Annotated in this window: 20 protein-coding genes; 15 read left to right on the top strand and 5 right to left on the bottom strand. The window is 70.8% G+C overall.

Annotation, left to right across the window (positions count from 1 at the left end; genetic code table 11):
- The first annotated feature begins 85 nt into the window (after positions 1-85).
- Entirely contained in the window at positions 86-1,102 is a 1,017-nt protein-coding gene (locus tag OG975_RS32400; protein ID WP_406332857.1) for a DUF5954 family protein, read from the top strand.
- A 92-nt stretch (positions 1,103-1,194) separates the two neighbouring features.
- Here OG975_RS32400 and OG975_RS32395 read toward each other — a convergent pair whose 3' ends face one another.
- Positions 1,195-2,661 (bottom strand): MFS transporter, encoded by a 1,467-nt coding sequence (locus OG975_RS32395; RefSeq protein ID WP_406332856.1) that lies wholly within the window; start codon positions 2,659-2,661, stop codon positions 1,195-1,197.
- A gap of 156 nt (positions 2,662-2,817) precedes the next feature.
- Between OG975_RS32395 and OG975_RS32390 the strand changes: the two genes are divergently transcribed.
- Positions 2,818-3,273 (top strand): MarR family winged helix-turn-helix transcriptional regulator, encoded by a 456-nt coding sequence (locus OG975_RS32390; RefSeq protein WP_406332855.1) that lies wholly within the window; start codon positions 2,818-2,820, stop codon positions 3,271-3,273.
- A 249-nt stretch (positions 3,274-3,522) separates the two neighbouring features.
- Positions 3,523-5,286, top strand: coding sequence for a beta-ketoacyl-[acyl-carrier-protein] synthase family protein (locus tag OG975_RS32385; protein WP_406332854.1), 1,764 nt, complete (start codon positions 3,523-3,525; stop codon positions 5,284-5,286).
- Between the two features lie 255 nt (positions 5,287-5,541).
- On the opposite strand, the gene OG975_RS32380 is transcribed toward OG975_RS32385, so the two are convergent.
- Entirely contained in the window at positions 5,542-6,558 is a 1,017-nt protein-coding gene (locus OG975_RS32380; protein WP_406332853.1) for a Ku protein, read from the bottom strand.
- A gap of 80 nt (positions 6,559-6,638) precedes the next feature.
- Between OG975_RS32380 and ligD the strand changes: the two genes are divergently transcribed.
- On the top strand, positions 6,639-7,520 hold the full coding sequence (ligD, locus tag OG975_RS32375) for a non-homologous end-joining DNA ligase (RefSeq protein ID WP_406332852.1): 882 nt from the start codon (positions 6,639-6,641) through the stop codon (positions 7,518-7,520).
- A 355-nt stretch (positions 7,521-7,875) separates the two neighbouring features.
- Here ligD and OG975_RS32370 read toward each other — a convergent pair whose 3' ends face one another.
- Complete coding sequence (locus OG975_RS32370; RefSeq protein WP_406332851.1) at positions 7,876-8,679, bottom strand: nuclease-related domain-containing protein; 804 nt, start codon at positions 8,677-8,679, stop codon at positions 7,876-7,878.
- A gap of 98 nt (positions 8,680-8,777) precedes the next feature.
- Between OG975_RS32370 and OG975_RS32365 the strand changes: the two genes are divergently transcribed.
- From OG975_RS32365 to OG975_RS32340, 6 genes are all read left to right on the top strand, one after another.
- Positions 8,778-9,287: a dual specificity protein phosphatase family protein gene (locus OG975_RS32365; protein WP_406332850.1), complete on the top strand. Its 510-nt coding sequence runs from the start codon at positions 8,778-8,780 to the stop codon at positions 9,285-9,287.
- 183 nt (positions 9,288-9,470) lie between these two features.
- The gene (locus OG975_RS32360; RefSeq protein ID WP_406332849.1) at positions 9,471-10,232 is read left to right on the top strand and encodes a hypothetical protein; all 762 of its coding nucleotides are present in this window, start codon (positions 9,471-9,473) and stop codon (positions 10,230-10,232) included.
- Positions 10,229-11,509 (top strand): ATP-binding protein, encoded by a 1,281-nt coding sequence (locus OG975_RS32355; protein WP_406332848.1) that lies wholly within the window; start codon positions 10,229-10,231, stop codon positions 11,507-11,509. Before OG975_RS32360 ends, OG975_RS32355 begins: the two co-directional genes overlap by 4 nt.
- A gap of 125 nt (positions 11,510-11,634) precedes the next feature.
- Positions 11,635-12,063, top strand: a complete 429-nt coding sequence (locus OG975_RS32350; RefSeq protein WP_406332847.1) for an SH3 domain-containing protein — start codon at positions 11,635-11,637, stop codon at positions 12,061-12,063.
- A gap of 110 nt (positions 12,064-12,173) precedes the next feature.
- Positions 12,174-13,544 carry an FtsW/RodA/SpoVE family cell cycle protein gene (locus OG975_RS32345; RefSeq protein WP_406336566.1) on the top strand — a complete coding sequence of 457 codons (1,371 nt, stop codon included), beginning with the start codon at positions 12,174-12,176 and terminating at the stop codon, positions 13,542-13,544.
- A 19-nt stretch (positions 13,545-13,563) separates the two neighbouring features.
- Entirely contained in the window at positions 13,564-15,051 is a 1,488-nt protein-coding gene (locus OG975_RS32340; RefSeq protein WP_406332846.1) for a penicillin-binding transpeptidase domain-containing protein, read from the top strand.
- Here OG975_RS32340 and OG975_RS32335 read toward each other — a convergent pair.
- Positions 15,019-17,070, bottom strand: a complete 2,052-nt coding sequence (locus OG975_RS32335; protein WP_406332845.1) for a nitrate- and nitrite sensing domain-containing protein — start codon at positions 17,068-17,070, stop codon at positions 15,019-15,021. The two genes, OG975_RS32340 and OG975_RS32335, sit on opposite strands and share 33 nt — an antisense overlap.
- A gap of 166 nt (positions 17,071-17,236) precedes the next feature.
- On the opposite strand from OG975_RS32335, the gene OG975_RS32330 reads away from it, so the two are divergent.
- Positions 17,237-17,695: a DUF3291 domain-containing protein gene (locus OG975_RS32330; RefSeq protein WP_406332844.1), complete on the top strand. Its 459-nt coding sequence runs from the start codon at positions 17,237-17,239 to the stop codon at positions 17,693-17,695.
- A 314-nt stretch (positions 17,696-18,009) separates the two neighbouring features.
- Here OG975_RS32330 and OG975_RS32325 read toward each other — a convergent pair whose 3' ends face one another.
- Positions 18,010-19,116, bottom strand: coding sequence for a ferritin-like domain-containing protein (locus tag OG975_RS32325; protein ID WP_406332843.1), 1,107 nt, complete (start codon positions 19,114-19,116; stop codon positions 18,010-18,012).
- Between the two features lie 138 nt (positions 19,117-19,254).
- Between OG975_RS32325 and OG975_RS32320 the strand changes: the two genes are divergently transcribed.
- From OG975_RS32320 to OG975_RS32305, 4 genes are all read left to right on the top strand, one after another.
- On the top strand, positions 19,255-20,202 hold the full coding sequence (locus OG975_RS32320) for a diiron oxygenase (RefSeq protein WP_406332842.1): 948 nt from the start codon (positions 19,255-19,257) through the stop codon (positions 20,200-20,202).
- A gap of 246 nt (positions 20,203-20,448) precedes the next feature.
- Positions 20,449-21,174, top strand: a complete 726-nt coding sequence (locus tag OG975_RS32315; RefSeq protein ID WP_406332841.1) for a TetR/AcrR family transcriptional regulator — start codon at positions 20,449-20,451, stop codon at positions 21,172-21,174.
- 34 nt (positions 21,175-21,208) lie between these two features.
- A complete protein-coding gene (locus OG975_RS32310) occupies positions 21,209-21,514 on the top strand; it encodes a hypothetical protein (RefSeq protein WP_406332840.1) in 306 nt (101 codons plus the stop codon).
- Between the two features lie 102 nt (positions 21,515-21,616).
- Complete coding sequence (locus OG975_RS32305; RefSeq protein ID WP_406332839.1) at positions 21,617-22,744, top strand: C40 family peptidase; 1,128 nt, start codon at positions 21,617-21,619, stop codon at positions 22,742-22,744.
- Positions 22,745-22,761: the final 17 nt, after the last annotated feature.

Raw genomic sequence — 22,761 nt, 5'->3', positions numbered from 1 at the left:
CAAGGGGCCGAACCGAACGTGCCCGAGTTTGATCACTTGGGATATTCAGGGCGGGCGCCTGCCGGGCGAGCACAACAATGCGCGCATGGCCGATGACTGGAAGCAACACCTCGACAAGCTGCACGCGGGGCTGGTCGGGCGGGACGATCCGGCCGCCTGGGTGGCCGAGGCCGATGCTGTGGACGCCTCCCGGCGGTATCCGCACTGCGCGCTGCGCGGACCGGTCTTCGGACTTGCCGCGCAGGACGCCGAAGCCGGCCCGGAGTGGCGGGTGTTGCAGCCGCTGACCAACGGCATGCCGCAGCAGGTCCGGGACGGTCTGAACTCCCTGCTCTGGTTCAGGGCCAAGGACGACACCGACGATCCCGGCGTACGGCGTGAGCTGCTGGCGGCGGTGGCGGTGCTCGAACGCGAGCCGGTGGACGAGTTGAGCGTGCTCGGCGTGCGCTACCGCGTCGTACGCGGCGACGAGTTCGCGCGCAGCGGGCCGGACGGGCTCGAGCCGCCTCGGCCCACCGACCTGGAGCCCGCCGAACCGTCCTGGGAGGGCCGGCATACGACGCCCGAGCGCGATGTGGGGTTCGTCCTCGCGTCCGGCGAGGACGAAGGGCTCATGGCGGGCGCCCTGAAGCTGGCGATGCGGGAGTTCGCGTACACCGGCGCACGGTTTCCCGCCGGAGTGCGCGCGGACTCCGAGCGGGCGATCACGAGCCACCCGGACGTCGTGCTCCTTCCCGTCGGCTTCGGCATCGTGGAACACGGCGCGCTCGGGTGGCAGCAGCGCGGCGCGCTGATGCCGACCCCGCACGACGCCCGGCGGATGCTCTACGACGGGATGAACGAGATGTGGCCTCTGCTGTACGAGTTCGGCGAGGCGAAGCGAGAGCGGTACGCGCGGGCCGCCGAGAAGTTCCGGGCCGCCCGGCACGCCAATGAAGTCCACGTGGACGACAGCCTGTTCAGGATCTGCCGTATCGAACGGATGGCCCGGTTCGGCCCCGACGGGCCGGAGCCGCCCCGCCCCTCCGACCTGGACGACTACGGCCCCATGAAGATGCATCCGACCATGGACGAGGACGGCACGCTCCACCACGAGGAATGAGCGGCGCCCCGCACGACGGATGCGTGCCGAAAGCGTCAGGGACGGTCCCCCGTGGGACCGCCCCTGATCAGGTGTCAGCGAAGCTCAGCCGGTCACGCCTTCGCCCCGGACGTCTCCGGCTCGGAGTCCGGCGCGGTGGCCGACCCCGGCGCGGCGGCGGTCGCCGGGCGTACGGGGATGAGCGAGGCGACGGCCGCCGCCGCGAGGCCCACGCCGCAGCCGATCAGCATGGCGACGCGGAAGCCGCTCTCGGAGGCGAAGGTGTAGGGGCCGAACTTGGTCGTCATCTGGGCCAGCACCACGCCGATCACGGCGGCGGCCACGGAGCTGCCGATGGAGCGCATCAGCGTGTTGAAGCTGTTGGCCGAGGCGGTCTCGGACTGGGGCACCGCACTCATGATGAGGGCCGGCATCGAGCCGTAGGCGAAGCCGACACCCGAGTTGCAGACGATGGTCACGACCAGCAGGCCCCAGGGGGAGCCGGAGCTGATCAGCGGCAGGGAGATGCCGTAGCCGAGGGCGATGACCAGGGCGCCGACGATCAGGGTGACCTTGGGGCCCTTCGCGGCCGACAGCTTGGCGCCGACCGGCGAGATCAGCATCATCATCAGGCCCGCCGGGGCCATCCACAGGCCCATGGCCAGCATCGACTCGCCGAGACCGTAGCCGGTGGCCTCGGGCAGCTGGAGCAGCTGGGGGATCACCAGCGCCTGGGCGTACATCGCGAAGCCGATCAGGATCGAGGCGGCGTTCGTCGTCAGCACCTGCGGGCGGGCGGTCACGCGGAGGTCGACCAGCGGGTCGGTGGTGCGCAGCTCCCACCAGCCCCAGGCCAGCAGCACGATGACGGCGGCGGCGAACAGGCCGAGCGTGATGCCGCTGCCCCAGCCCCAGTCGGCGCCCTTGGAGACGGCGAGGAGCAGACAGATCAGCGCGGTGCCGAGACCCAGCGCGCCCAGGATGTCGAAGCCGCTCGACGCGGTGTTCTCGCGGCCCGCGGGCACGAAGAAGTAGATCAGCGTGCCGACCGCGAGGCTGAGCGCGGCGACGACCCAGAACAGCACCCGCCAGCTGGCGTTCTCGGCGATCGCCGCGGAGAAGGGCAGGCCGAGCGCGCCGCCCACACCCATGGACGCGCTCATCAGCGCGATGGACGTGCCCAGCTTCTCCGCCGGCACCACGTCGCGCAGCAGGCTGATGCCCAGCGGCACCACGCCCATGCCCATGCCCTGGAGACCGCGTCCGGCGATCATCGGGATCACCGAGGAGGACAGGGCGCAGACCACCGAGCCGAGGATGAGCGGGACGAGGGAGGCCAGCAGCATGCGCCTCTTGCCGTACATGTCACCGAGGCGACCGGCGACGGGCGTCATCACGGCGGCCGCCAGCAGCGTGGCGGTGATCACCCACGAGGCGTTCGAGGCGCTGGTGTCCAGCAGGGTCGGCAGTTCCCCGATCAGCGGCACCACCAGGGTCTGCGTGATCGCGGCCACGATGCCCGCGAAGGCGAGGATGCCTACGACCCGGCCGGAGCCGGTCTCGGGCTTGGAACTGTCCACGGGTACTCCCTCAGGGCGGTCAGAGTCATGTGCATCATGCAATTGATGTGCATCATGCACGCCAATTGCATCATACACACGCGTGGTATACCTGACAGATAGGCGGTCTCCCCATGAGGGAAGGGGGTGGCCGACCAGGAGCCGAAGGAACCTCGCGTGGACAAGCCCCTTGATCTGATCGAGTTCGAGACCATGCTGCTCGGGCGGTACATGCACCTGCTGACACCGCGTATGCGGGAGGGCGACCGGCGGCTCGACCGCAGCGCCTACCTGCTGCTCAGCCGCATCCAGGTGGACGGCCCGATGTCCATCGGCCAGCTCAGCGACGCCTTCGGCCTGGACACCTCCACGCTCAACCGGCAGACCGCGGCCATGCTGCGGTCCGGGATCGTCGAGCGCATCCCGGACCCCGAGGGCGGCATCGCCCGCAAGTTCGCCATCACCGCCGAGGGCCAGCGCCGGCTGGCCTCCGACCGCACCGAGAACCTGGACGGCCTGGAGAAGGTGATGGAGAACTGGGCGCCGGAGGAGGTGGCCGAGTTCGCCGTGTATCTCGGCCGCCTGAACCGCGACATCGAGCGCCTGGACGGGCGCCCCTGGCCACGCCGCTGACACTGGCCGCGGCAACGAGACACGAGTTGCGGCAAGGAAAGAAAAGCCCAGGCCCGGCAAACTCGAATTGATCAATTTCCGCAAGGACATCGCACCGGCCGGACTCACTTTCCCGGAGCGGGAATTGGGGCGACGCCTTCCGTGACGTTGCGCACTCAGTGGTGGGGAAACCTAGGCAACTGGCGATTTGTCGTCGACAGTTGAGCCTGGCATTCCCCCCACCCCCCATGCACCGAAGGCTCTCGCCCCATGCGCAATTCGTCCGACGTCCCCGTACAGCCCCACGCCGTAACCGTCGCCGAAGTGATTCCCGGTGATCTTCTCGCCTTCTCGGAACAGGATGTGGCGGAAGGCAAATGGCACGTGGTGATGCACACCCTCCCCGAGACCCCGCACACCATTCGAATAACCTTGCGACCGCCGCTCGGCGGAATTGATCACGACGAGGTATTCGAGCGCGGCCACCGGGTGACCGTGGGCTGCCGGCGGATGGATGTCGCCGGAATTCCCGAGATCGCCCCGGCCGATCTCACGGCGGTGGAATTCCGGGACGGCGACCGCGTCACCTCGCTGCGCGCCGTCGACCCCGGGGCCGTCGAGGAGTCGTACACCCGCAGGTGGGGCCACTGGCACCGGGACCTGGAGAGCCGGGCCGAGGAGCCCGTCTCGGACGCCGGGCTGCGCGAGCGCGTCGCGCACGCGGTGGACCAGGGACATGTCGTACGGCATCTCCCGCGGCCGCGGCGTTCGGTCACCGGCGGCGCCGCGCCCCGACGGGTCGTCGTCACCGGGCTCGGGGCCGTCACCCCGCTCGGGATGGGAGTGGACGAACTCTGGCAGGGGCTGATGGAGGGCCGCTGCGGGATACGGGAGTTGGAGGGCGAGGAGTTCGCCGAGCTGCCCGTACGGGTTGCGGGGAGCGTTCCCGTGGATCCCGCCGGGCTGCTGCCGAGGCAGCAGGCGCGGCGGATGAACCGGGCCGCGCAGTTCGCCGTGCTCGCCGCGCGCGAGGCCTGGCAGGACGGCGGATTCGACGTGGCCGGAACCGTCGAGAGCGGTCTCGCCCCCGAGCGGGTCGGCGTCAGCGTCGGCGCCATCCTCGGCGACGCCTCCGTGCTCGTCGGCGGCGACCGGAAGCTGCGGGACAAGGGGCCGCGTGCCGTGTCGCCCCTGACCACGCCGATGACCGTGCCCTCGCAGGCCGCCTCCCAGGTGTCGCTCGCGCTGCGGATCACCGGCGAGGCCCGCACCGTGACCAGCGCCTGCGCCTCCGGCACCGAGGCCATCGGACAAGCCATCGACCGCATCCGGTACGGGCATGTCGACGTGGCCCTCGCCGGTGGCGCCGAAGCCGTGGTCACCCCGGCGATCATGGCCTCGTTCGCCGCGATGCGCGCGCTGTCCACCCACGAACTGGGGTCCACCACCCCGTCCCGGCCCTTCGCCAAGGACCGCGACGGCTTCGTGAACGGGGAGGGGGCGGGCTTCCTGCTCCTTGAGTCCGAGGAGCACGCGCGGGCCCGCGGCGCACGCGTCTACTGCGAGGCCGCCGGCTGGGGGCTGTCCGCCGACGCCCACCACATGGCCGCGCCCGATCCCTCCGGCAGGGGTGTCGCGCTCGCGCTGCGGCGGGCCGTACGGGACGCGGGCGGCCATGTCGTGGACGTCGTGCATGTCAACGCCCATGCCACCGCCACCGCCGATGGTGACCTCGCCGAGGCGGGTGCGCTGCGCGCGGTGCTCGGTGGGGGCGTGCCGGTGACCGCGCTCAAGGGGCATCTCGGGCATCTGCAGGGTGCGGCGGGGGGTGTGGAGGCTGTCGCCACGGTGCTCACGCTTCACCATGGGCTCATACCGCCGACCATTGGCTGCGAGGACCAGGACGATGCCATCGAGCTCGACGTGGTGACCAAGAGTCCTCGGGCGCTGCCCGCGCTGGGGGATCTCGCCCTCAGTAACTCCTTCGGGTTCGGGGGGCACAACGCGGTGCTGGCGCTTCGACGGACCGGGTGACTTCGGGGCCCTACGGGGTTTTCGCCCCCGCCGCCCCTACCCGTCCCATCCCCAGGGGCTCCGCCCCTTCGACCCCGGGGGTTGTTCGTCGGGTGCGGGCCGGTGGGGGCTTGTCGCGCAGTTCCCCGCGCCCCTAAACGGCTCGGGGCTGCGCCCCGTCGCCGCCGGCCCGCCCCCGGTCTTTTGTCTTTAGGGGCGCGGGGAACTGCGCGACCAGCCCCCACCCACCCGCACCCGACACACAACCGAACGGGGTCAGGCGGACGCGCGCTTTCGTGGGGTGGCCTTCTTTGGGGTGGTTTTCTTGGCGGCGGTCTTCTTGGTGGTCGACTGCTTCGTCGTGGTCTTGGTCGTGGTCTTCTTCGCCGTTGTCTTCTTCGCCGTCGACGTCGACTTCTTGCCGGCGACCTCCTTGGGGGCCGTACGCGCGGACTTGCGGGCCGGGAGGGGGGTGACCTCGGTGGCTTCCTCGCCCGTTTCCTCGCCGCGCGACTCCCTCGCGGTGCGCACGCTCTTCTCCAGGGCGGCCATCAGGTCGAGCACCTTGCCGCCGGTCCGCTCCCCCGCCGGGGCGGCGGGCGCCTCGATGCCGGAGGCCTTGGCGGCGATGAGTTCCTCGACGGCCTCGCGGTAGTCGTCGTGCAGGTCGGCCAGGTCGACCTCGCCGAGGGTGTCCATCAGGGCGTCCGCCAGGTCCAGTTCCTTCTCGCGGACGGTGACGCTCGTGTCCGGGGCGACCTCGTCGGTGGCGCGGATCTCGTCCGGCCAGAGCAGCCCGTGCATGGCGATGACGTCGTCGACCACGCGCAGCATGCCGAGCCGTTCCCGCCCGCGCAGCGCGAACTTCGCGACGGCGACCTTCTGGCTGCGCTTCAGGGCCTCGCGCAGCAGGACGTACGGCTTGGCTGCGGGGACGCCGTTCGCGGACAGGTAGTACGCCGTGTCCATCTGGAGCGGGTCGATCCGGTCGGCCGGCACGAAGGCCACGATCTCGATGGTCCTGGCCGTCGGGATCGGCAGCGAGGACAGGTCCTCGTCCGTGATCGGGATCAGCGTGCCGTCCGCGTCCTCGTACGCCTTGCCGATCTCCGGGGCCGAGACCTCGCGGTCCTCCAGTTCGCAGACCTTGCGGTAGCGGACGCGGCCGCCGTCGTCGAGATGGATCTGGCGGAAGGAGATCGAGTGGCTCTCCGTGGCGTTCACCAGCTTGATGGGGATGCTGACCAGGCCGAACGAGATGGCGCCGTTCCATATGGATCGCACGTGCAGCACCCTTCTGACGCGATTCCGAGTCGATCGGTGAATTGATCACCCTTATCCGGTATCACCCATTTTCATGGGATTCTCATCGTATGACGCCTATCACCGAGGTGGAGGGGCGAAGGCTCGCGCTCAGCAATCTGGAGAAGGTTCTCTATCCGGCCACCGGTTTCACCAAGGGCGAGGTGCTGCACTACTACGCCACGGTGGCGGACGCGCTGCTCCCGCACCTCCGCGACCGGCCCGTCTCCTTCCTCCGCTACCCGGACGGGCCCGACGGGCAGGTCTTCTTCACCAAGAACGTGCCGCCCGGTACGCCCACCTGGGTCAGGACCGCCGAGGTCCCCCGCTCGGAGGGGCCCGCGCGCATGGTCCTGGTCCAGGATCTGGCCTCGCTGATGTGGGCGGCGAACCTCGTGACGGAGTTCCACACGCCGCAGTGGACGATCGACACGCCCGGTGTCGCCGACCGGATGGTGTTCGACCTCGATCCCGGGGCGCCGGCGACGGTGGTCGAGTGCTGTGAGGTGGCGTTGTGGCTGCGGGAGCGGTTGAGGCGGGACGGGATCGAGGCGTACGCGAAGACGTCCGGGGCTAAGGGGTTGCATCTGCTGGCCGCGCTGGAGCCGACTCCGTCGGGCGAGGTCAGTGCGTATGCGAAGGAGCTTGCCGTCGAGGCCGAGCGGGTGTTGTCCGGGCGGGTCACGCATCGTATGACCAAAGAGCTGCGGGCCGGGAAGGTCTTCGTCGACTTCAGCCAGAACGCCGCGCGCAAGACCACGGCGACGCCGTACACCCTCCGGGCTCGGCCCGAGCCCGGCGTCTCCACGCCGGTCACCTGGGACGAGGTCGGCTCCTGTGCCCGTCCGGCCCAACTCCGCTTCCTCGCTCCGGACATCGCGCCCCGCCTCCAGCGCTACGGGGATCTGCTGGCACCCCTGTTCGATCCCGGGCACGCGGGTCCGTTGCCGTGAGCGGGGCTCGCTTTTTTCGCCCCCGCCGCCCCTACCCGTCCCATCCCGTTCCTGGGGGCTGCGCCCCCAGACCCCCCTCAAAGATTGCGCCGTTCCCCGCGCCCCTTAAAAGGGTGGTTCGTCGGCTGCGGGGCGGTGGGGGCCGTTCGCGCAGTTCCCCGCGCCCCTAAGGCGCGGGGCTTCGCCCCGCGATCCCCCGCCCGCCCCCGTCTTTTAGGGGCGCGGGGAACTGCGCAATCTTTTAGCCCAGCCCCCACCCACCCGCACCCGACACACAGCCCCCGGGGTCGAAGGGGCAGAGCCCCTGGGGATGGGACGGGTAGGGGCGGCGGGGGCGAGGAACCGCTCGGCGCCCTCAGACCCGTAGCCACGTATGCCGGTCCCGGGCCATCGCGTGCAGCGCCTCCACGTCCGCCGGTTTCAGGACGCCCCCGAGGCGGGCCAGGGACGCGAGGTCGGTGTCCAGGAGGATGCGGACCCCGCGTGGGGGTGCGAGGACGTCGAGATTGGCGGGGCCGGCCACGGCGAGGACGGGATGGACCTCGGCGGTGAGGGCGTAGGAGGCGCGGTCGGCCTCGGTGCGGACGTGGCGGAGCAGCGGGCGCGGCTCATGGCGGCCGACCGTGACCATCGGGTCGGCCACGAGGACACGCTGCTTACGGGCGTGGAGGGCGCGGAGGGAGAAGAGGCCGCCGGGGCCGATGAGCAGGTGGTGGATGCGGTCGCCGCCGGGGAGCGGGAGGGAGTGGAGGGTGTGCCAGCCCGCGCCCTCCAGTTGGTCGAGGGCTTCGCCGACCGCCTGCTCGGCGGCGAGTGCGCGGCGGCGCGGGTCGGGCCGCAGCCGGTGCGCCGGGCCGGGATCGCGGTCGAGGTCGATGACCAGCGCCTCGCCCGGGCGGTTCGGCGCAAGGTCGTCGTCCGGGTGGAGGGTCAGGCGGGCCAGTTCCGCCGGGGTCGGGACGGGGGGCGGTCCCACCGTCACCGGGCCTGTGAGGAAGGGGCCGAGTGCAGTGAGTACCTCCTCGCGCCGGTCCTCGCTGAGCAGATTGACCCGGGCCGTCTCACGGTCGTACCAGGCGACGTTCCTCCCGTCGGTCAGGCACACGTACAGACGCTCCTGTCCGTGGCGCCAGGTCGGTATGACGCGCAGTCCGTTCATGCACCATCACCCCCGACCATGGGAACAGGCGGGGTGCTCCAGGGGCAAGAAGCCGGTTACCTTTGGGAGGAGTTGGGGGAGTCGGCTGGGAGGCGCCGTTGCGGACCCGCAGGAAGCAACCCGATGTTCCGGCTCCGGACAGCCCGTGGAGCGAGATCGTGCCCGGTCTGTGGATGGGCGGGCACGTGTTCGCGGGACGCCCCGGTGAGCCGGAGTTCGCCGTCGTGAGGGATGAGTTCGACCTGGTCCTGACGCTGTTGCGGCTGCCGGGCCACGGTCCGGACCCGGGCGTCGAGCACCATGTGTGGCCCATCCCGGACGGGCCCCTCGACGGTACGCAGCTCGCGGGCGTCATCCGTCTCGCACGGGCCGCCGACGATGCCCTGGAGGACGGGCGCCGGGTTCTCGTCCGCTGCCATCATGGGTACAACCGTTCGGGACTGGTCGTCGCACACGCGCTCGTCCTCGCGGGGCACACCACCGAGGACGCGATACGGCTGATCCGGACCCGGCGCTCCCCGTGGGCGCTGCACAACGAGCTGTTCGTGGAGTATCTGCGGGCCGGGCTCTCCACGGCCCGCCTTCTGGAGGAACTCGCGGAGCCCTGACGTCACCGCGTCACCCGCTCGCACGAGATCCAGAAGGTGGATAAAAAGAACTTACCTACGAATAAGGTGTACGGGGCGACCGATCGTCCTGGGCTGCGCCTGATCACCTGCGGCGGGCCCCTCGTGGACGGTTCACCGCGCCGACAACATCACTCACCACATCATTCTGGACGCAGGAGTGCCGTGACCCCCAGCCGCCTCGCGCGCGTGCCCCTCGGCGCCGCCGTCACCGCCGTGCTGGTGGCGGTCCTGGCGGGCTGCGGCGACTCCGGCGACCTGCGGGGCGCGGGTGCGACGTCCACCGCCGTCGGCCCGACCAAGCTGTGGCCCCAGCTGCCGCCCGCCTCGACGCCCGCTCTCGACTACGGCGAGGCGGACACCGAGACCGTCAAGGGCATCACCGCTCCGGGCGACGACATCCACAAGGTGGACCCGGTCGCCGTCGTACGCGCCGAGGTGGCCGCGCACCCGGACGAGTACAGCGGCCCGCACGCCATGTACGCGGAGACGGTCCAGCAGCTCAAGGACTGCGGCAAGAAGGGCGCGCTCGGCAAGAAGTGCCCGATCCTCCAGGCGTACTACCGCGATCTCACCGGCGACGGGAAGGACGACCTGGTGCTCGGCATCCGCTTTCCCGAGAACCAGTTGGCGGTGCGCGTGTACACGTTCATGCATCACAAGTTGGTGCAGGTCATGGGTACCTCGGACAGCGTGGTCAGCGTGGAGCTGACGGGCCGCGACGTGATCATCCGCTCCCCCTCGACGCTGCCGGGGTACGAGTTCCGTACGGTCTGGACGTGGGACCCGCACCAGAACGCGATGCTGGCCACGCGCGACGAGATCATCCGCGTCGGCTCCGTGACGCCCACCCCGTCGGCCTCCCCGTCGGCCTCGCCCACGCCCTCGGCCTCCCCCACGCTCTCGCCCTCGGCGAGCGGCTCATGAGAGGGACCCTCCGGCGTCTCCCGCACTGGACCGCCACCCTCACCTGGAAGGCGGCCGCCTTCATCACGGTGATGTGCTGCGGCCTCGCCGCGCTCCTCGGTGTCCTCGTCCATGTCTCGGTGACCGACCAGACCGTCGGTGAGGCCCGCGGCCGGGCGCTCGACCGGCTCACGGACGTGACGGCGAGGTACGAGGCGGGCGACCGGCTGCCGCCGGACGCGGGCGTCGATCTGCCCGGGCTGCCGGCCCCGCTGCGCGCGCTGGCCGCGGCCGGGAAGCGCGGCACGATGGTCGGCGACCAGGACGAGCACCCCACGATGTGGGCGGCCGGACCCGCGAGCGGCGGACGTGCGCTGGCCGTGCAGTACGACTACGCGCAGGGCGCCCACACCATCGACGCCCTGGACCGGGCGATCGTGTGGTCGTCGGCGCTGGCGATCGGCGCGACGCTGCTGGTGGGCTCGTTCGCGGTGACCCGGGTGACGCGGCGGCTGCACGGGACGGCGCAGGTGGCGCGGCGGATCAGCGCGGGCGACCTGGACGCGCGCGTCAACGACCCCCGCGCGCAGGATCCGACGCGCCCGCAGGACGAGGTGGCCGCGGTCGCCGGGGCCCTCGACACCATGGCGTCCTCGTTGCAGAGCAAGCTGCTGAGCGAGCAGCGGTTCACCGCGGACGTGGCGCACGAGCTGCGCACCCCGCTGACCGGGCTGCACGCGGCGGCCGAGCTGCTGCCGCCGGGGCGCCCGACCGAGCTGGTGCGCGACCGGGTGGCCGCGCTGCGCACGCTGACCGAGGACCTGCTGGAGATCTCCCGCCTGGACGCCCGGAGCGAACGCCTCGAACTGGATTCGGAGCAGCTCGCTCCGCTGGCCGAGCGGGTGGTGCGGGCGTCGGGGACCGACACCGAGGTCCGGGTCGTACGGGACGCGCGGGTCGAGACCGACCGGCGCCGGCTGGAGCGGGTGCTCGGGAATCTGGTGGCGAACGCGCACAAGCACGGCGAGGGACCGGTGGTGCTGACGGTCGACGGCCCGGTCGTCACCGTGCGGGACCACGGCGCCGGCTATCCGGAGTACCTCCTGGAGCACGGGCCGCAGCGCTTCCGTACCGAGGGCGGTTCGAAGGGGCACGGACTCGGACTGACGATCGCGCTCGGCCAGTCGGAGGTACTCGGCGCGCGGCTGACGTTCGGCGATGCTGCCGGGGGCGGCGCGCTGGCGACCCTGACGCTCCCTCAGTCCGGTCTCCCCGAAGGACCGTCCGGAGCGCTCTGAACCACCGTCCGAAGGACCCTGGGCGCCTTCGCGTCCCCGATGGCTCAGTGCGACCTGCGCTCACCCGGGACCGCTCCTAATGTGGCGATTAGTCAGGTTTTCGCCCCCTTCCCGGAGGAGCCCCCATGTCCCTGCGGTCCACGTACACCCGTCTCGGTATAGCCCTCGCCGCCGGCAGCCTCGTCGCACTCGCCGGCGCCACCCCCGCCCTCGCCGACGACGAATGGGACCCCGGAACCGGCGACAGCCGCGGCTCGGACAACGGATTCGGTGACGAACGCAGTGATGGCCGCGACTCCGACAACGGGTTCGACAACGACGGCACGGTCAGAGGCCGGGTCGACGTGAACGGCGGGCTGGCCCTGCGCAACTCCCCGCATCGCGGCAGCCGGCTGATCCGGGTCGCGAGGAACGGCGAGATCGTCCACATCTACTGCAAGGCCTGGGGCGAGTCGGTCAACGGCGACTCCCTCTGGTACCTGCTTTCCGACGGCACCTGGGCCTGGGGCCCCGCGCGCTTCATCGAGACCTTCGGCTCTCCCCGCTGGTGCTGAACCGACAGCGCCGACTTCCCCGGCAGATACACCGGATCAGCCCGTTTGTCATCAGATAACGGGACATCAGGTCCCTCGCTTGCTACGTTCCGCACATGAGTCAGCCCGGAATGCCCGGAACGACCGGAACGACCGTGTCGGCGGACCCGTCCACACCCGCTGTACGCCTGCCCAGGCGCCGTGGCATCGAGTTCACCCTCATCGTCCTCGCCGTCCTGCTCTGCGTGTGCGGCTACTGCGCCGTCGGGTTCGCGAAGAACGGCACCGTCCCGCCCGGCGCCGCCGGTTACGGCGCCGGGCTCGGCGTGCTCGCGCTCCTCGCGCACCTCGCGGTACGGCTGCGGGCGCCGTACGCCGATCCGCTGCTGCTCCCCATCGCCGTACTCCTCAACGGCCTTGGCCTGGTGCTGATCTACCGGCTCGACCTGGAGACCCCGGGCGACGAGGCGGCCCCCATCCAGCTCATCTGGTCGACGCTCGGAGTCGCCCTCTTCATCGCGGCCGTGCTCTTCCTGCGCGACCACCGCGTCCTGCAGCGCTACACCTACGTCTCCGTCGTCACCGCCCTGGCGCTGCTGATCCTGCCGATCCTCTTCCCTGCGGTGAACGGCGCCCGCATCTGGATCCGGATCGCCGGATTCTCCATCCAGCCCGGCGAGTTCGCGAAGGTGCTCCTCGCCATCTTCTTCGCCGGATATCTGGCCGCCAACCGCAACGCGCTCGCGTACACGGGCCGCAGTATCTGGAGATTCGAGCGGCTCCAACTGCCCACCGGCCGCGTGCTCGGGCCGATCGTCACGATCTGGCTGCTGAGTGTGCTGGTGCTGGTGCTGGAGCGGGACCTGGGGACATCGCTTCTGTTCTTCGGCCTGTTCGTGATTCTGCTGTACGTCGCCACGGGCCGCACCGGCTGGATCGCGGTCGGGCTGCTGCTGGCCTGTGTGGGGGCGATGGCCGTCGGCCGGCTCGAACCGCACGTCCACAGCCGGGTGCAGGACTGGCTCCACCCCTTCGCGTCGATCGACGCGGGCCAGGGACCCAACCAGATCGCCCAGTCCCTCTTCGCGTTCGCCGCGGGCGGGATGCTCGGCACCGGCCTCGGGCTCGGCCACTCGACCCTCATCGGCTTCGCCGCCAAGTCGGACTTCATCCTGGCGACCGCGGGCGAGGAGCTCGGCCTGGCCGGCCTGTCGGCGATCTTCCTGCTCTACGCCCTTCTCGTGGAGCGCGGCTACCGGGCGGGCCTCGCCCTGCGCGACCCCTTCGGGCGGCTTCTCGCGATCGGCCTCGCGTCGATCGTGGCGCTCCAGGTCTTCGTGATCGCGGGCGGGGTGACCGGCCTGATCCCGCTGACCGGGATGGCGATGCCGTTCCTCGCGCAGGGCGGCTCCTCGGTCGTCACCAACTGGATCATCGTGGCGCTGCTGATCCGGATCAGCGACTCGGCGCGCAGTCAGTACGACGGGACGGCGGCGCCGTGAGTGACCGGGAGGTCTCGCCATGACCAAGTACATCCGCCGGGCCGCAGGGCTGTGTGCCGTGCTGCTGATGGCCCTCCTGGTCAACGCCACCCGCGTCCAGGTCTTCCAGGCCCCGTCGTACGACGACAATCCCGCCAACCGCCGTCAGACGATCGCCCGTTACGGCCAGCCGCGCGGCGACATCGTCGTCGGCGGCCAGACGGTCACCGGCTCCGAGGACACGGGCGAGCAGCTCCGCTTCGAACGGACGTACAAGGACGGCCCGTTGTACGCGCCCGTCACGGGCTTCGCCTCGCAGCTGTACGGCACGACGTTCCTGGAGAACGCCGAGGACGACATCCTCTCCGGCGCCGACCCGATGCTCGCCCCGCTCCCCCTGTGGCACGACATCACGCACGCCGAGAACCCCGGCGGCAAGGTCGTCACCACGATCGACCCGGACGCCCAGGAGGCGGCGTACGAGGGACTCGGCTCGCGCCGGGGCGCGGTCGCCGCGATTCAGCCGGCCACGGGGAAGATCCTCGCCCTGGTCTCGACACCGTCGTACGACCCCGCGGAGCTGTCCGGGACGGGTTCGGCGGTGACGCGGGCGTGGGCGCGGCTGAACGGGGAGGCCGGCAAGCCGATGCTCAACCGGGCGATCCGGCAGACGTATCCGCCGGGGTCGACGTTCAAGGTGGTGACGGCCGCGGCGGCGCTGGAGGCGGGGGTGGTGACGGATCTCGACGAGCCGACCACGTCCCCGAACCCCTACCGGCTGCCCGGCACCACCACACGGCTGACGAACGAGATCGAGGGCTGCGAGGACGCCTCGCTGCGGTACGCCTTCGAGTGGTCCTGCAACACGGTCTTCGCGAAGCTCGGCGTGGACGTGGGCCTCGGCAACATGACGAACACGGCGGCGAACTTCGGCTTCAACGACCGGAAGCTGAGGATTCCGTTCTCGGTCGCGCCCAGCAACTTCGACACCCGGCTCGACAGGGCGCAGCTGGCGCTCTCCTCCATCGGGCAGTTCAACACCCGGGCGACCCCCTTGCAGATGGCGATGATCTCGGCGGCCGTGGCGGGCGGCGGTTCGGTGAAGTCGCCGTACCTGGTGGAGCGGACGACCACGAGGGGCGACAGCACGGTGGCCTCGCACGGTCCGAGCACGCTCCACCAGGCGATGAACCCGTCGACGGCGCTGCGTATGCGTGAGCTGATGACCGACGTCGTGACGGAGGGCACCGGCAGCATCGCCGCCATCCCGGGCGCCACCGTCGGCGGCAAGACCGGCACCGCCCAGCACGGTGTCGACAACTCCGGTATGCCGTACGCCTGGTTCATCTCCTGGGCCCAGGCCGACGACGCGATGGAGCCCGCGGTCGCGGTCGCCGTCGTCGTCGAGGACGCGGCGGCGCGCCGCGGGGACATCAGCGGGGGCGGGGACGCGGCACCGATCGCGAAGGCGGTGATGGAGGTGGTGCTGAACGCGTCATCCGACGCCTTCTCCGACGGTGGCGGTTGACGACTGCTCGACGAGCGCGGTCGGCAGGGCGATGTACGCGGTGACGCCCGCACCCCGGGTGGGGCGCAGCTCGACCTGGGCGCCGAGGCGGGCGGCGAGCGCGCCGACGACGTGGTGGCCGAGGGTGGGCATCCCCTGTGTCCGCGCGGAGCCGGGAACCCGGCGGAGGGTGGGGGCGGCGAGGAAGGAACCGCCGTTGCCGGACAGCAGGGCGTTGACCTGCGTCATCCGTTCCTCGGTCATGCCGATCCCCTGGTCGACGACCGCGAGACAGTACTCGGCGCCGTCCCGCCAGCCGTAGATCTCGACGGGCTGCCTGGGCGGGCTGAACATCAGTGCGTTCTCCACCAACTCGGCGAGCATATGGGAGAGTTCGGCGACGGCGTGGCCGCGGACGCCGCACTGCTCGACGTCCACGGCGGCCACCCGCCGGTACTGCTCGACCTCCGAGACCGCCGACCGCACCACATCGGCGACGGCGACCGTGCCGGGCCAGGAGCGGGCGGGTGACTCCTCACCGGCGAGGACCAGGAGGGACTCGGCGTTACGGCGCATCCGGGTGGCCAGATGGTCGAGCTCGAAGAGTTCGGCGAGGGCGTCCGGGTCGAGTTCCTGGCTCTCCAGGGTGGTGATCAGGCCGAGCTGGCGGCCGAGGAGCGCCTGGTTGCGGCGGCCCAGGCCGGCCAGGGACTCGGTGCTGTTGCGGCGCAGGACGGCCTGTTCGGCGGCGAGGCCGACGGCGGTGCGCTCGACGTTGCGCAGGGCGGCGGCGAGCCGGGTGATCTCCCGCGCGCTGCGGTCCGCCGCCCGGGGTTTCGCCGGTCCGGCCGGCCCGGTGGCGATCGAGATATCCGGCATGTCAGAGGTCTCCGGGGTGTCCGGGCCATTCTCCTGGATGCGTTTGACCGCGACGGGCAGCCTGGTCCCCGCGACGGCGTCCGCCTCGTCGGCGAGGGCACCCAGGGGGCGGGTGATGGAGCGGGCGGAGATGACCGCGAGCGCCGCGGCCACGGCGACGATCAGCGCACCGAGCCCGAGGAAGCCGACGAGCTGCCGGGTGGCCGCGTCGCCGGTCTCGGCGGCACGGGTGCGCACATCGGCACCGACCCGCTTCTGCACGCCGTGCAGATCGTCGACGAGGGTCGTCATGTCGGCCCACCAGCGGGACGGCGGGACGGCGAGGGCCGAGCCGTCGGCACCGCTCTCGGCCTGCCGTTCGTAGGAGGTGACACGGCGTGCGGCGGTCGACTTGAAGGCGGTGTCGAGGGCGGACTCCTGGGTGTGCGTGGCGAGTTGGCGGAACTGGCCGAGTCCGGCGACCCGGGTGGCGCGGATCTCGGTGAAGTCGAGGTACTCGCCGGAGCGGAACCGCTTGGCCGCGAACACGCCGTTGAGGGAGCCGCGTTCGAGGGCGACGGCCTCGGTGGCGCGGGCCAGGGCCTGGAGGGCCTGGACGCCGTCGCCGATACGGCGGTCTCCTTGCGACGCCCCGGCGGACTCGGCGTCGATGAGAGCGGTGACGGCCTTGGTGTAGGAGGTCAGGGTGGCGGTGCGGTCGGCGGTGCCGGAGTCGACGTCGGCACGGAGGGTGGCAAGGTCGGCGAGCGGCAGCTGGGCGTCGCGGAGGGCGGAGGTAGAGGCGCCCGGCAGATCACCGCTCTCCTCGGAGAGTGCCGCTCGCAGTGCGGAGCGGGCGTCGTCGGTTCGTCCCCGCTGCCGCCGCACATCGTCCCGGTAGCCCTCGGCCCCGCCCAATAACCCATTGGTCAGGCCACGTTCGCGCTGGACCTCGCGTACGAGATCCTGCACCCGCAGCAGGACACCTACGTGCGCCTCGGTCGCGCGCGCGGCGGACCAGTCGGCGGCGCGGTCGGCGACGCCGAGTCCCGTCAGGGCGAGGAGCAGGCAGGTCGGGACGGCCAGCACGATGGCCATACGTCCGCGGATGGAGTGCCAGCCGGGAAGGGCCGGAAGGCGAAGGGTGGGAAGGCGAAGGGTGGTCTTTACGTTCCCCGTCATGCTCCGTGACGCTACGGGCGGGTCGGTCAGGGAGCGGTTTCCCCTCCGTAAGACAACGGTTCACAGGTACTCACCCGGGCGGCGGGTGTGCTGTGAGAGACGGACAATGCTCACTTGCTGAGACGGGGCTGGGACCGGTGCGCGTCCCCGACCTATCGTTCGGTCCATGACGCCTCCCGCCGCGTACGAGCTCGCCCAGGCCAACATCGGCCGCCTCAAAGCCCCGCTGGACTCCCCTCAGTTGAAGGACTTCGTCGAGGCACTCGACCCCGTGAACGCCGTCGCGGACGCGGCCGACGGATTCGTCTGGCGCCTCCAGAGCGACTCCGGCAACGCGACGGACGTGCCCGTCCTAGGCGACGACTGGCTGATCATCAACATGTCCACCTGGCGGGACACGAACGCGCTGACGGCGTTCATGTACCAGGGACAGCACCGCGAACTGCTGGCCCGGCGGCGCGAGTGGTTCGAACGCCTGGAGGAGGCGATGACCGTGCTGTGGTGGGTCCCGTCCGGCCACCGCCCCACGGTGACGGAGGCCGAGTCCCGCCTTCTCCATTTGCGCGAACACGGGCCTACGGAGCATGCGTTCACCTTGCGGACGTCGTTCCCTGCGGGGGCGTAGGGGTTTTCTCGCCCCCGCCGCCCCTACCCGTCCCATCCCTGGGGGCTGCGCCCCCAGACCCCCCTCAAAGATTGCGCCGTTCCCCGCGCCCCTGAAAGTCGTCTGCGGGACGGTGGGGGCTGGGCGCGCAGTTCCCCGCGCCCCTGACGGCTCGGGGCTGCGCCCCGTCGCCCCCGGCCCGCCCCGGGTGCTTTTAGGGGCGCGGGGAACTGCGCGACCAGCCCCCACCCACCCGCACCCGACACACAACCGAACGGGGTCTGGGGCGGAGCCCCAGGAGGATGGGACGGGTAGGGGCGGCGGGGGCGAGAACCCTAGGGCTGCGCGCCCCCGTCGATCATTTCGTTCACCTCCGCCACCCGTTCCTCCTCCTCCACCGCGAACCGCTCCGCGTCCAACTGCTCCGCAATCTCCTCGTCCTGGGCCATCAGCAGGTCGAGGTTGGAGTTGCCCATGTCGAAGACACCCATGTCGACGTAGGCCTGCTGGAGGCGTTTGCCCCAGAGGCCGATGTCCTTGACGCAGGGGACGATGCGGCTGAAGAGCAACTGGCGGAAGAGGTGCAGGAATTCGGACTGCTCGCTGTACTCCTCGGCCTCGACCTTCGGGATACCGAAGTTCTCCAGGACTTCGATCCCGCGGAGCCGGTCCCGCATCAAGTAGCAGCCCTCGATGACGAATTCCTCGCGTTCGCGGAGTTCGGCGTCGGAGAGTTGCCGGTAGTAGTCGCGCAGGGCCATGCGGCCGAAGGCGACATGCCTCGCCTCGTCCTGCATCACGTACGCCAAGAGCTGTTTCGGGAGCGGCTTGTCGGTGGTGTCCCTGATCATGCCGAAGGCCGCCAGGGCCAGGCCCTCGATCAGGACCTGCATGCCCAGGTACGGCATGTCCCAGCGGGAGTCACGGAGGGTGTCGCCGAGGAGGGACTGCAGGTTGTCGTTGATCGGGTAGAGCATTCCGATCTTCTCGTGCAGGAAGCGGGAGTAGATCTCGGCGTGGCGGGCCTCGTCCATGGTCTGGGTGGCCGAGTAGAACTTGGCGTCGAGGTCGGGGACCGATTCGACGATGCGCGCCGCGCAGACCATGGCCCCTTGTTCGCCGTGCAGGAACTGGCTGAACTGCCAGGACGCGTAGTGCTTGCGCAGTTCGCCCTTGTCCCGGTCGGTCATCTTCGCCCAGTGCCGGGTCCCGTAGAGGGTCATCGCCTCGTCGGGGGTGCCGAGCGGATCGTACGGGTCCACTTCCAGGTCCCAGTCGATCCGCTTCTGGCCGTCCCACTGCTTGTCCTTGCCCTTCTGGTACAGGGCGAGCAGCCGGTCACGACCGTCGTCGTACTCCCAGCTGAAGCGCGCCGCCCCGGAGGCCGGTACTTGCCAGAGGGGGTCTCCCGAGTCCTTGGCGTACAGCTCATGCGTCGGCATACATCGCAGGCTCACACGGGGTAGACGCGTCGTCAACAAGTCGCGCGCAAGGGATTGACGGTCTTGCTGACAAGCAGTCTCATAAGATGTGACCGCCGGTAACCCTTGCAGATCCCGTACGACGAGGTGGGAACAGTCATGACGACGGTGACGGAAGACGGACGCGAAGGTCTCCGCGAAGGACTCCGCGACGCACTCGGCCTGCTCAAGGACCGTGAGCAGGTGGCCGAACGACTGCTCGACTCTTCCGCCAAGCACTCCTTCGATCCGGACAAGGAGCTGGACTGGGACGCGCCCTTCGAGGAGGGCAAGTGGTTCTGGCCGCCGGAGCTGGTGTCGCTGTACGGCACCCCGATGTGGCGGCGGATGAGCGAGGAGCAGCGGATCGCGCTGTCGCAGCACGAGGCCGCCGCGCTCGCGTCCCTGGGCATCTGGTTCGAGCTCATCCTGATGCAGCTGCTGGTGCGGCACATCTACGACAAGCCGGCCACGAGCGCGCACGTCCGGTACGCGCTGACCGAGATCGAGGACGAGTGCCGGCACTCCAAGATGTTCGCCCGGCTGATCTCGCGGGGCGGGACGCCGTACTACCCGGTGAGCCGGGCACACCTGAACCTCGGGCGGCTCTTCAAGACCATCTCGACCACGCCCGGGTCCTTCACGGCGACGCTGCTCGGTGAGGAGGTTCTGGACTGGATGCAGCGGCTGACGTTTCCGGACGAGCGGGTGCAGACCCTGATACGGGGGGTCACGCGCATTCATGTCGTGGAGGAGGCTCGGCATGTGCGGTACGCGCGGGAGGAGCTGCGGCGGCAGATGCTGACGGCGCCGAGGTGGTCGCAGGAGTTCACCCGGGTCACGTCGGGTGAGTTCGCGCGGGTCTTCTCGGTCGCGTTCATCAATCCCGAGGTCTACACGAATGTCGGGCTCGACAGGCGGGAGGCGGTGGCGCAGGTGAAGGCGAGTGGGCATCGGCGGGATGTGATGCAGAGCGGGGCGAAGCGGTTGACGGATTTCCTGGATGACATCGGGGTGTTGCGGGGGGCGGGGCGGCGGCTGTGGAAGTCGTCGGGGCTGCTGGCCTGAGGGGTTTTCGCCCCCGCCGCCCCTACCCGTCCCATCCCGTTCCTGGGGGCTCCGCCCCCAGACCCCCAAAAGATTGCGCAGTTCCCCGCGCCCCTTTTAGGGGCGCGGGGAACTGCGCAATCTTTTAGACCAGCCCCCACCCACCCGCACCCGACACACAACGCATCCCGGGGTCGAAGGGGCAGAGCCCCTGGAGGATGGGACGGGTAGGGGCGGCGGGGGCGAATACCCGGTTACGCTGCCGATATGACCTCCGAGGCTGCTCCCCGCGCGTACCGACGGCTGAGCGTCGAGGAGCGGCGCAGTCAGCTGCTGGAGGCGGCGCTGTCACTCTTCGCGCAGTGGGTGCCCGAGGAGGTGTCGCTGGACGACGTGGCGGAGGCCGCGGGGGTGTCGCGGCCCCTGGTGTACCGGTACTTCCCGGGCGGGAAGCAGCAGCTGTACGAGGCCGCGCTGCGCTCCGCGGCCGAGGAACTGGAGCACTGCTTCGCGGAGCCCCCGGAGGGACCGCTCACCGAGCGGCTGTCCCGGGCTCTGGACCGGTATCTCGCGTTCGTGGATCAGCACGACGCCGGGTTCAGCGCGCTGCTGCAGGGCGGAAGTGTCATCGAGACGTCCCGGACCACCGCCATAGTGGACGGCGTACGGCGGGCCGCCGCCGAGCACATTCTCGATCATCTGGCGGTCGAGGATCCCGGGCCCCGGCTGCGGATGACGGTGCGGATGTGGATCACCGCCGTGGAGGCCGCCTCGCTGATCTGGCTCGACGAGGACAAGGAACCGCCGCTGGACGAGCTGCGGGACTGGCTCGTCGAGCAGTTCGTGGCGGCGCTCGCGGCGAGCGCGGGACGGGATCCGCAGGCCGCGACGGTGGTGAAGGCCGCACTCGCGCTGGAGACGGCGGACGGGGCCGTGGCGGCGCTGGCCCGCCGGGTGCTGCCGGTGATCGGGGACGCGGCGCGCCTGCTGTGACGGCTGCGACCGTGGGGTTTGTGACACTGGTGCGGTGAAGAGCCAAGACACTCCCTTTGTCGGCGGCCCGCTGGACGGGCGCGTACTGCCGGTCCTGCTCGGGATCACCGGCCATCCGCCGAAGACGTACCGGATCCCGGTGCCGGACGCGGGCGGCGGTCCGCCGACCGTGCTCGTCTACCGGCGTGTGCAGTCCAGCCGGAGCAAGCGCCTCGGGCTGCACCAGGGCTGGAAGTACGAGTACGACCCCGAGGGCAAGCAGGGGCGCGGGCCGGCCTGGCCCTGGTCGAAGCCCGAGGGCCAGGGTGACGCCACGCCGGAGCCCCACGCCGACGAGTGACCTTCTTGGGCCGAAGCGGTCAGCCGGCGCGCGCTCGGGATGCGGTCGCCCGATCCTGCCGGTGCGAGGTGGACCCGCCACCCCGGCACCGGAGGTGATGACGTGTCAGGAAGGCTTCTGCGCCTGGTCTGTACGGCGGCGGTGGCGGCCGGGGCGTTGCTCGCGCCGACGCCCGCGGTGGCCGTCCCGGATCCCGCTCCCGAGGCCGGTGCGGCCGCCGCTGAGCCCGGACAGCGCTCCGTCGCCTCGCTGCTGACGGACCTTCAGCGGCTGTACCGGGACGCCGAGCGCGCCACCGAGAAGTACAACGCGACCGCGGAGAAGCTGAAGAAGCAGCGCGCCCAGGTCACCCGGCTCGACACCGGCCTCGCCAAGGCCCGCCTCTCCCTGCACGACAGCCGTGGCGCCGCGGGGCGGCTCGCCCGGCAGCAGTACCAGAGCAGCGGCGAGATCTCCTCGTACGTACGGCTGCTGCTCGCCCGCGATCCGCAGCACGCCCTCGACGAGGGGCACCTGATCGGGCAGCTGTCGATGGAGCGGGCCGAGACCGTGCAGCGGGTGGCCGGCGGCGAGAAGAGGACCGACGCGCTCGCGCGCGCGGCCCGCAAGGCGCTCGACGATCAACTCACCCTCGCCGACCAGCGGAAGAAGGAGCGGGACGACGTACGAAAGCGGCTCGACGACGTCGAGCGGCTGCTAGCCTCGCTGACCGTCGACCAGCTCGCCGAGCTGGACAGGTTCGAGAAGTCGGGGGCGGCCGAGGCGCAGAAGAAGTTCATGGCCTCGGGCGCCTTGAGCAGCGAGCGGCCGCCCTCCCGCGAGGGCGAGGAAGCCCTCCGGTACGCCGTGGGGCAGATCGGAAAGCCGTACGCCTGGGGTGCGCAGGGCCCGAAGTCGTACGACTGCTCGGGCCTGACCTCACAGGCCTGGCAGCGCGCCGGGCACCCCGTCCCCCGCACCAGCCAGGAACAGTGGGCCGAGCTCCCGAGAATCCCCCTGAGCGAACTGCGCCCCGGGGATCTGGTGGTCTATTTCCCCGAGGCCACCCACGTCGCCCTGTACGCGGGCGACGGGATGGTGGTGCAGGCCCCGAGACCGGGCACGAAGATCAAGGTCTCCCCGATCGCCGCCAACCCGTTGCTGGGTGCCGTACGTCCCGACCCGGCCGGGGAGCCCCTGCGGCGATACACGCCGCCGAAGCTCCCCCAGGGGGCAACAAGCGCCCTGTAAGGGGCGCGGGGCTGTGA

Source organism: Streptomyces sp. NBC_00203, assembly GCF_045206325.1.
Taxonomy (GTDB): Bacteria; Actinomycetota; Actinomycetes; order Streptomycetales; family Streptomycetaceae; genus Streptomyces; species Streptomyces lutosisoli.
The sequence above is the reverse complement of the archived record's forward strand: the minus strand, read 5'-3'. Positions and strand labels throughout refer to the sequence as shown.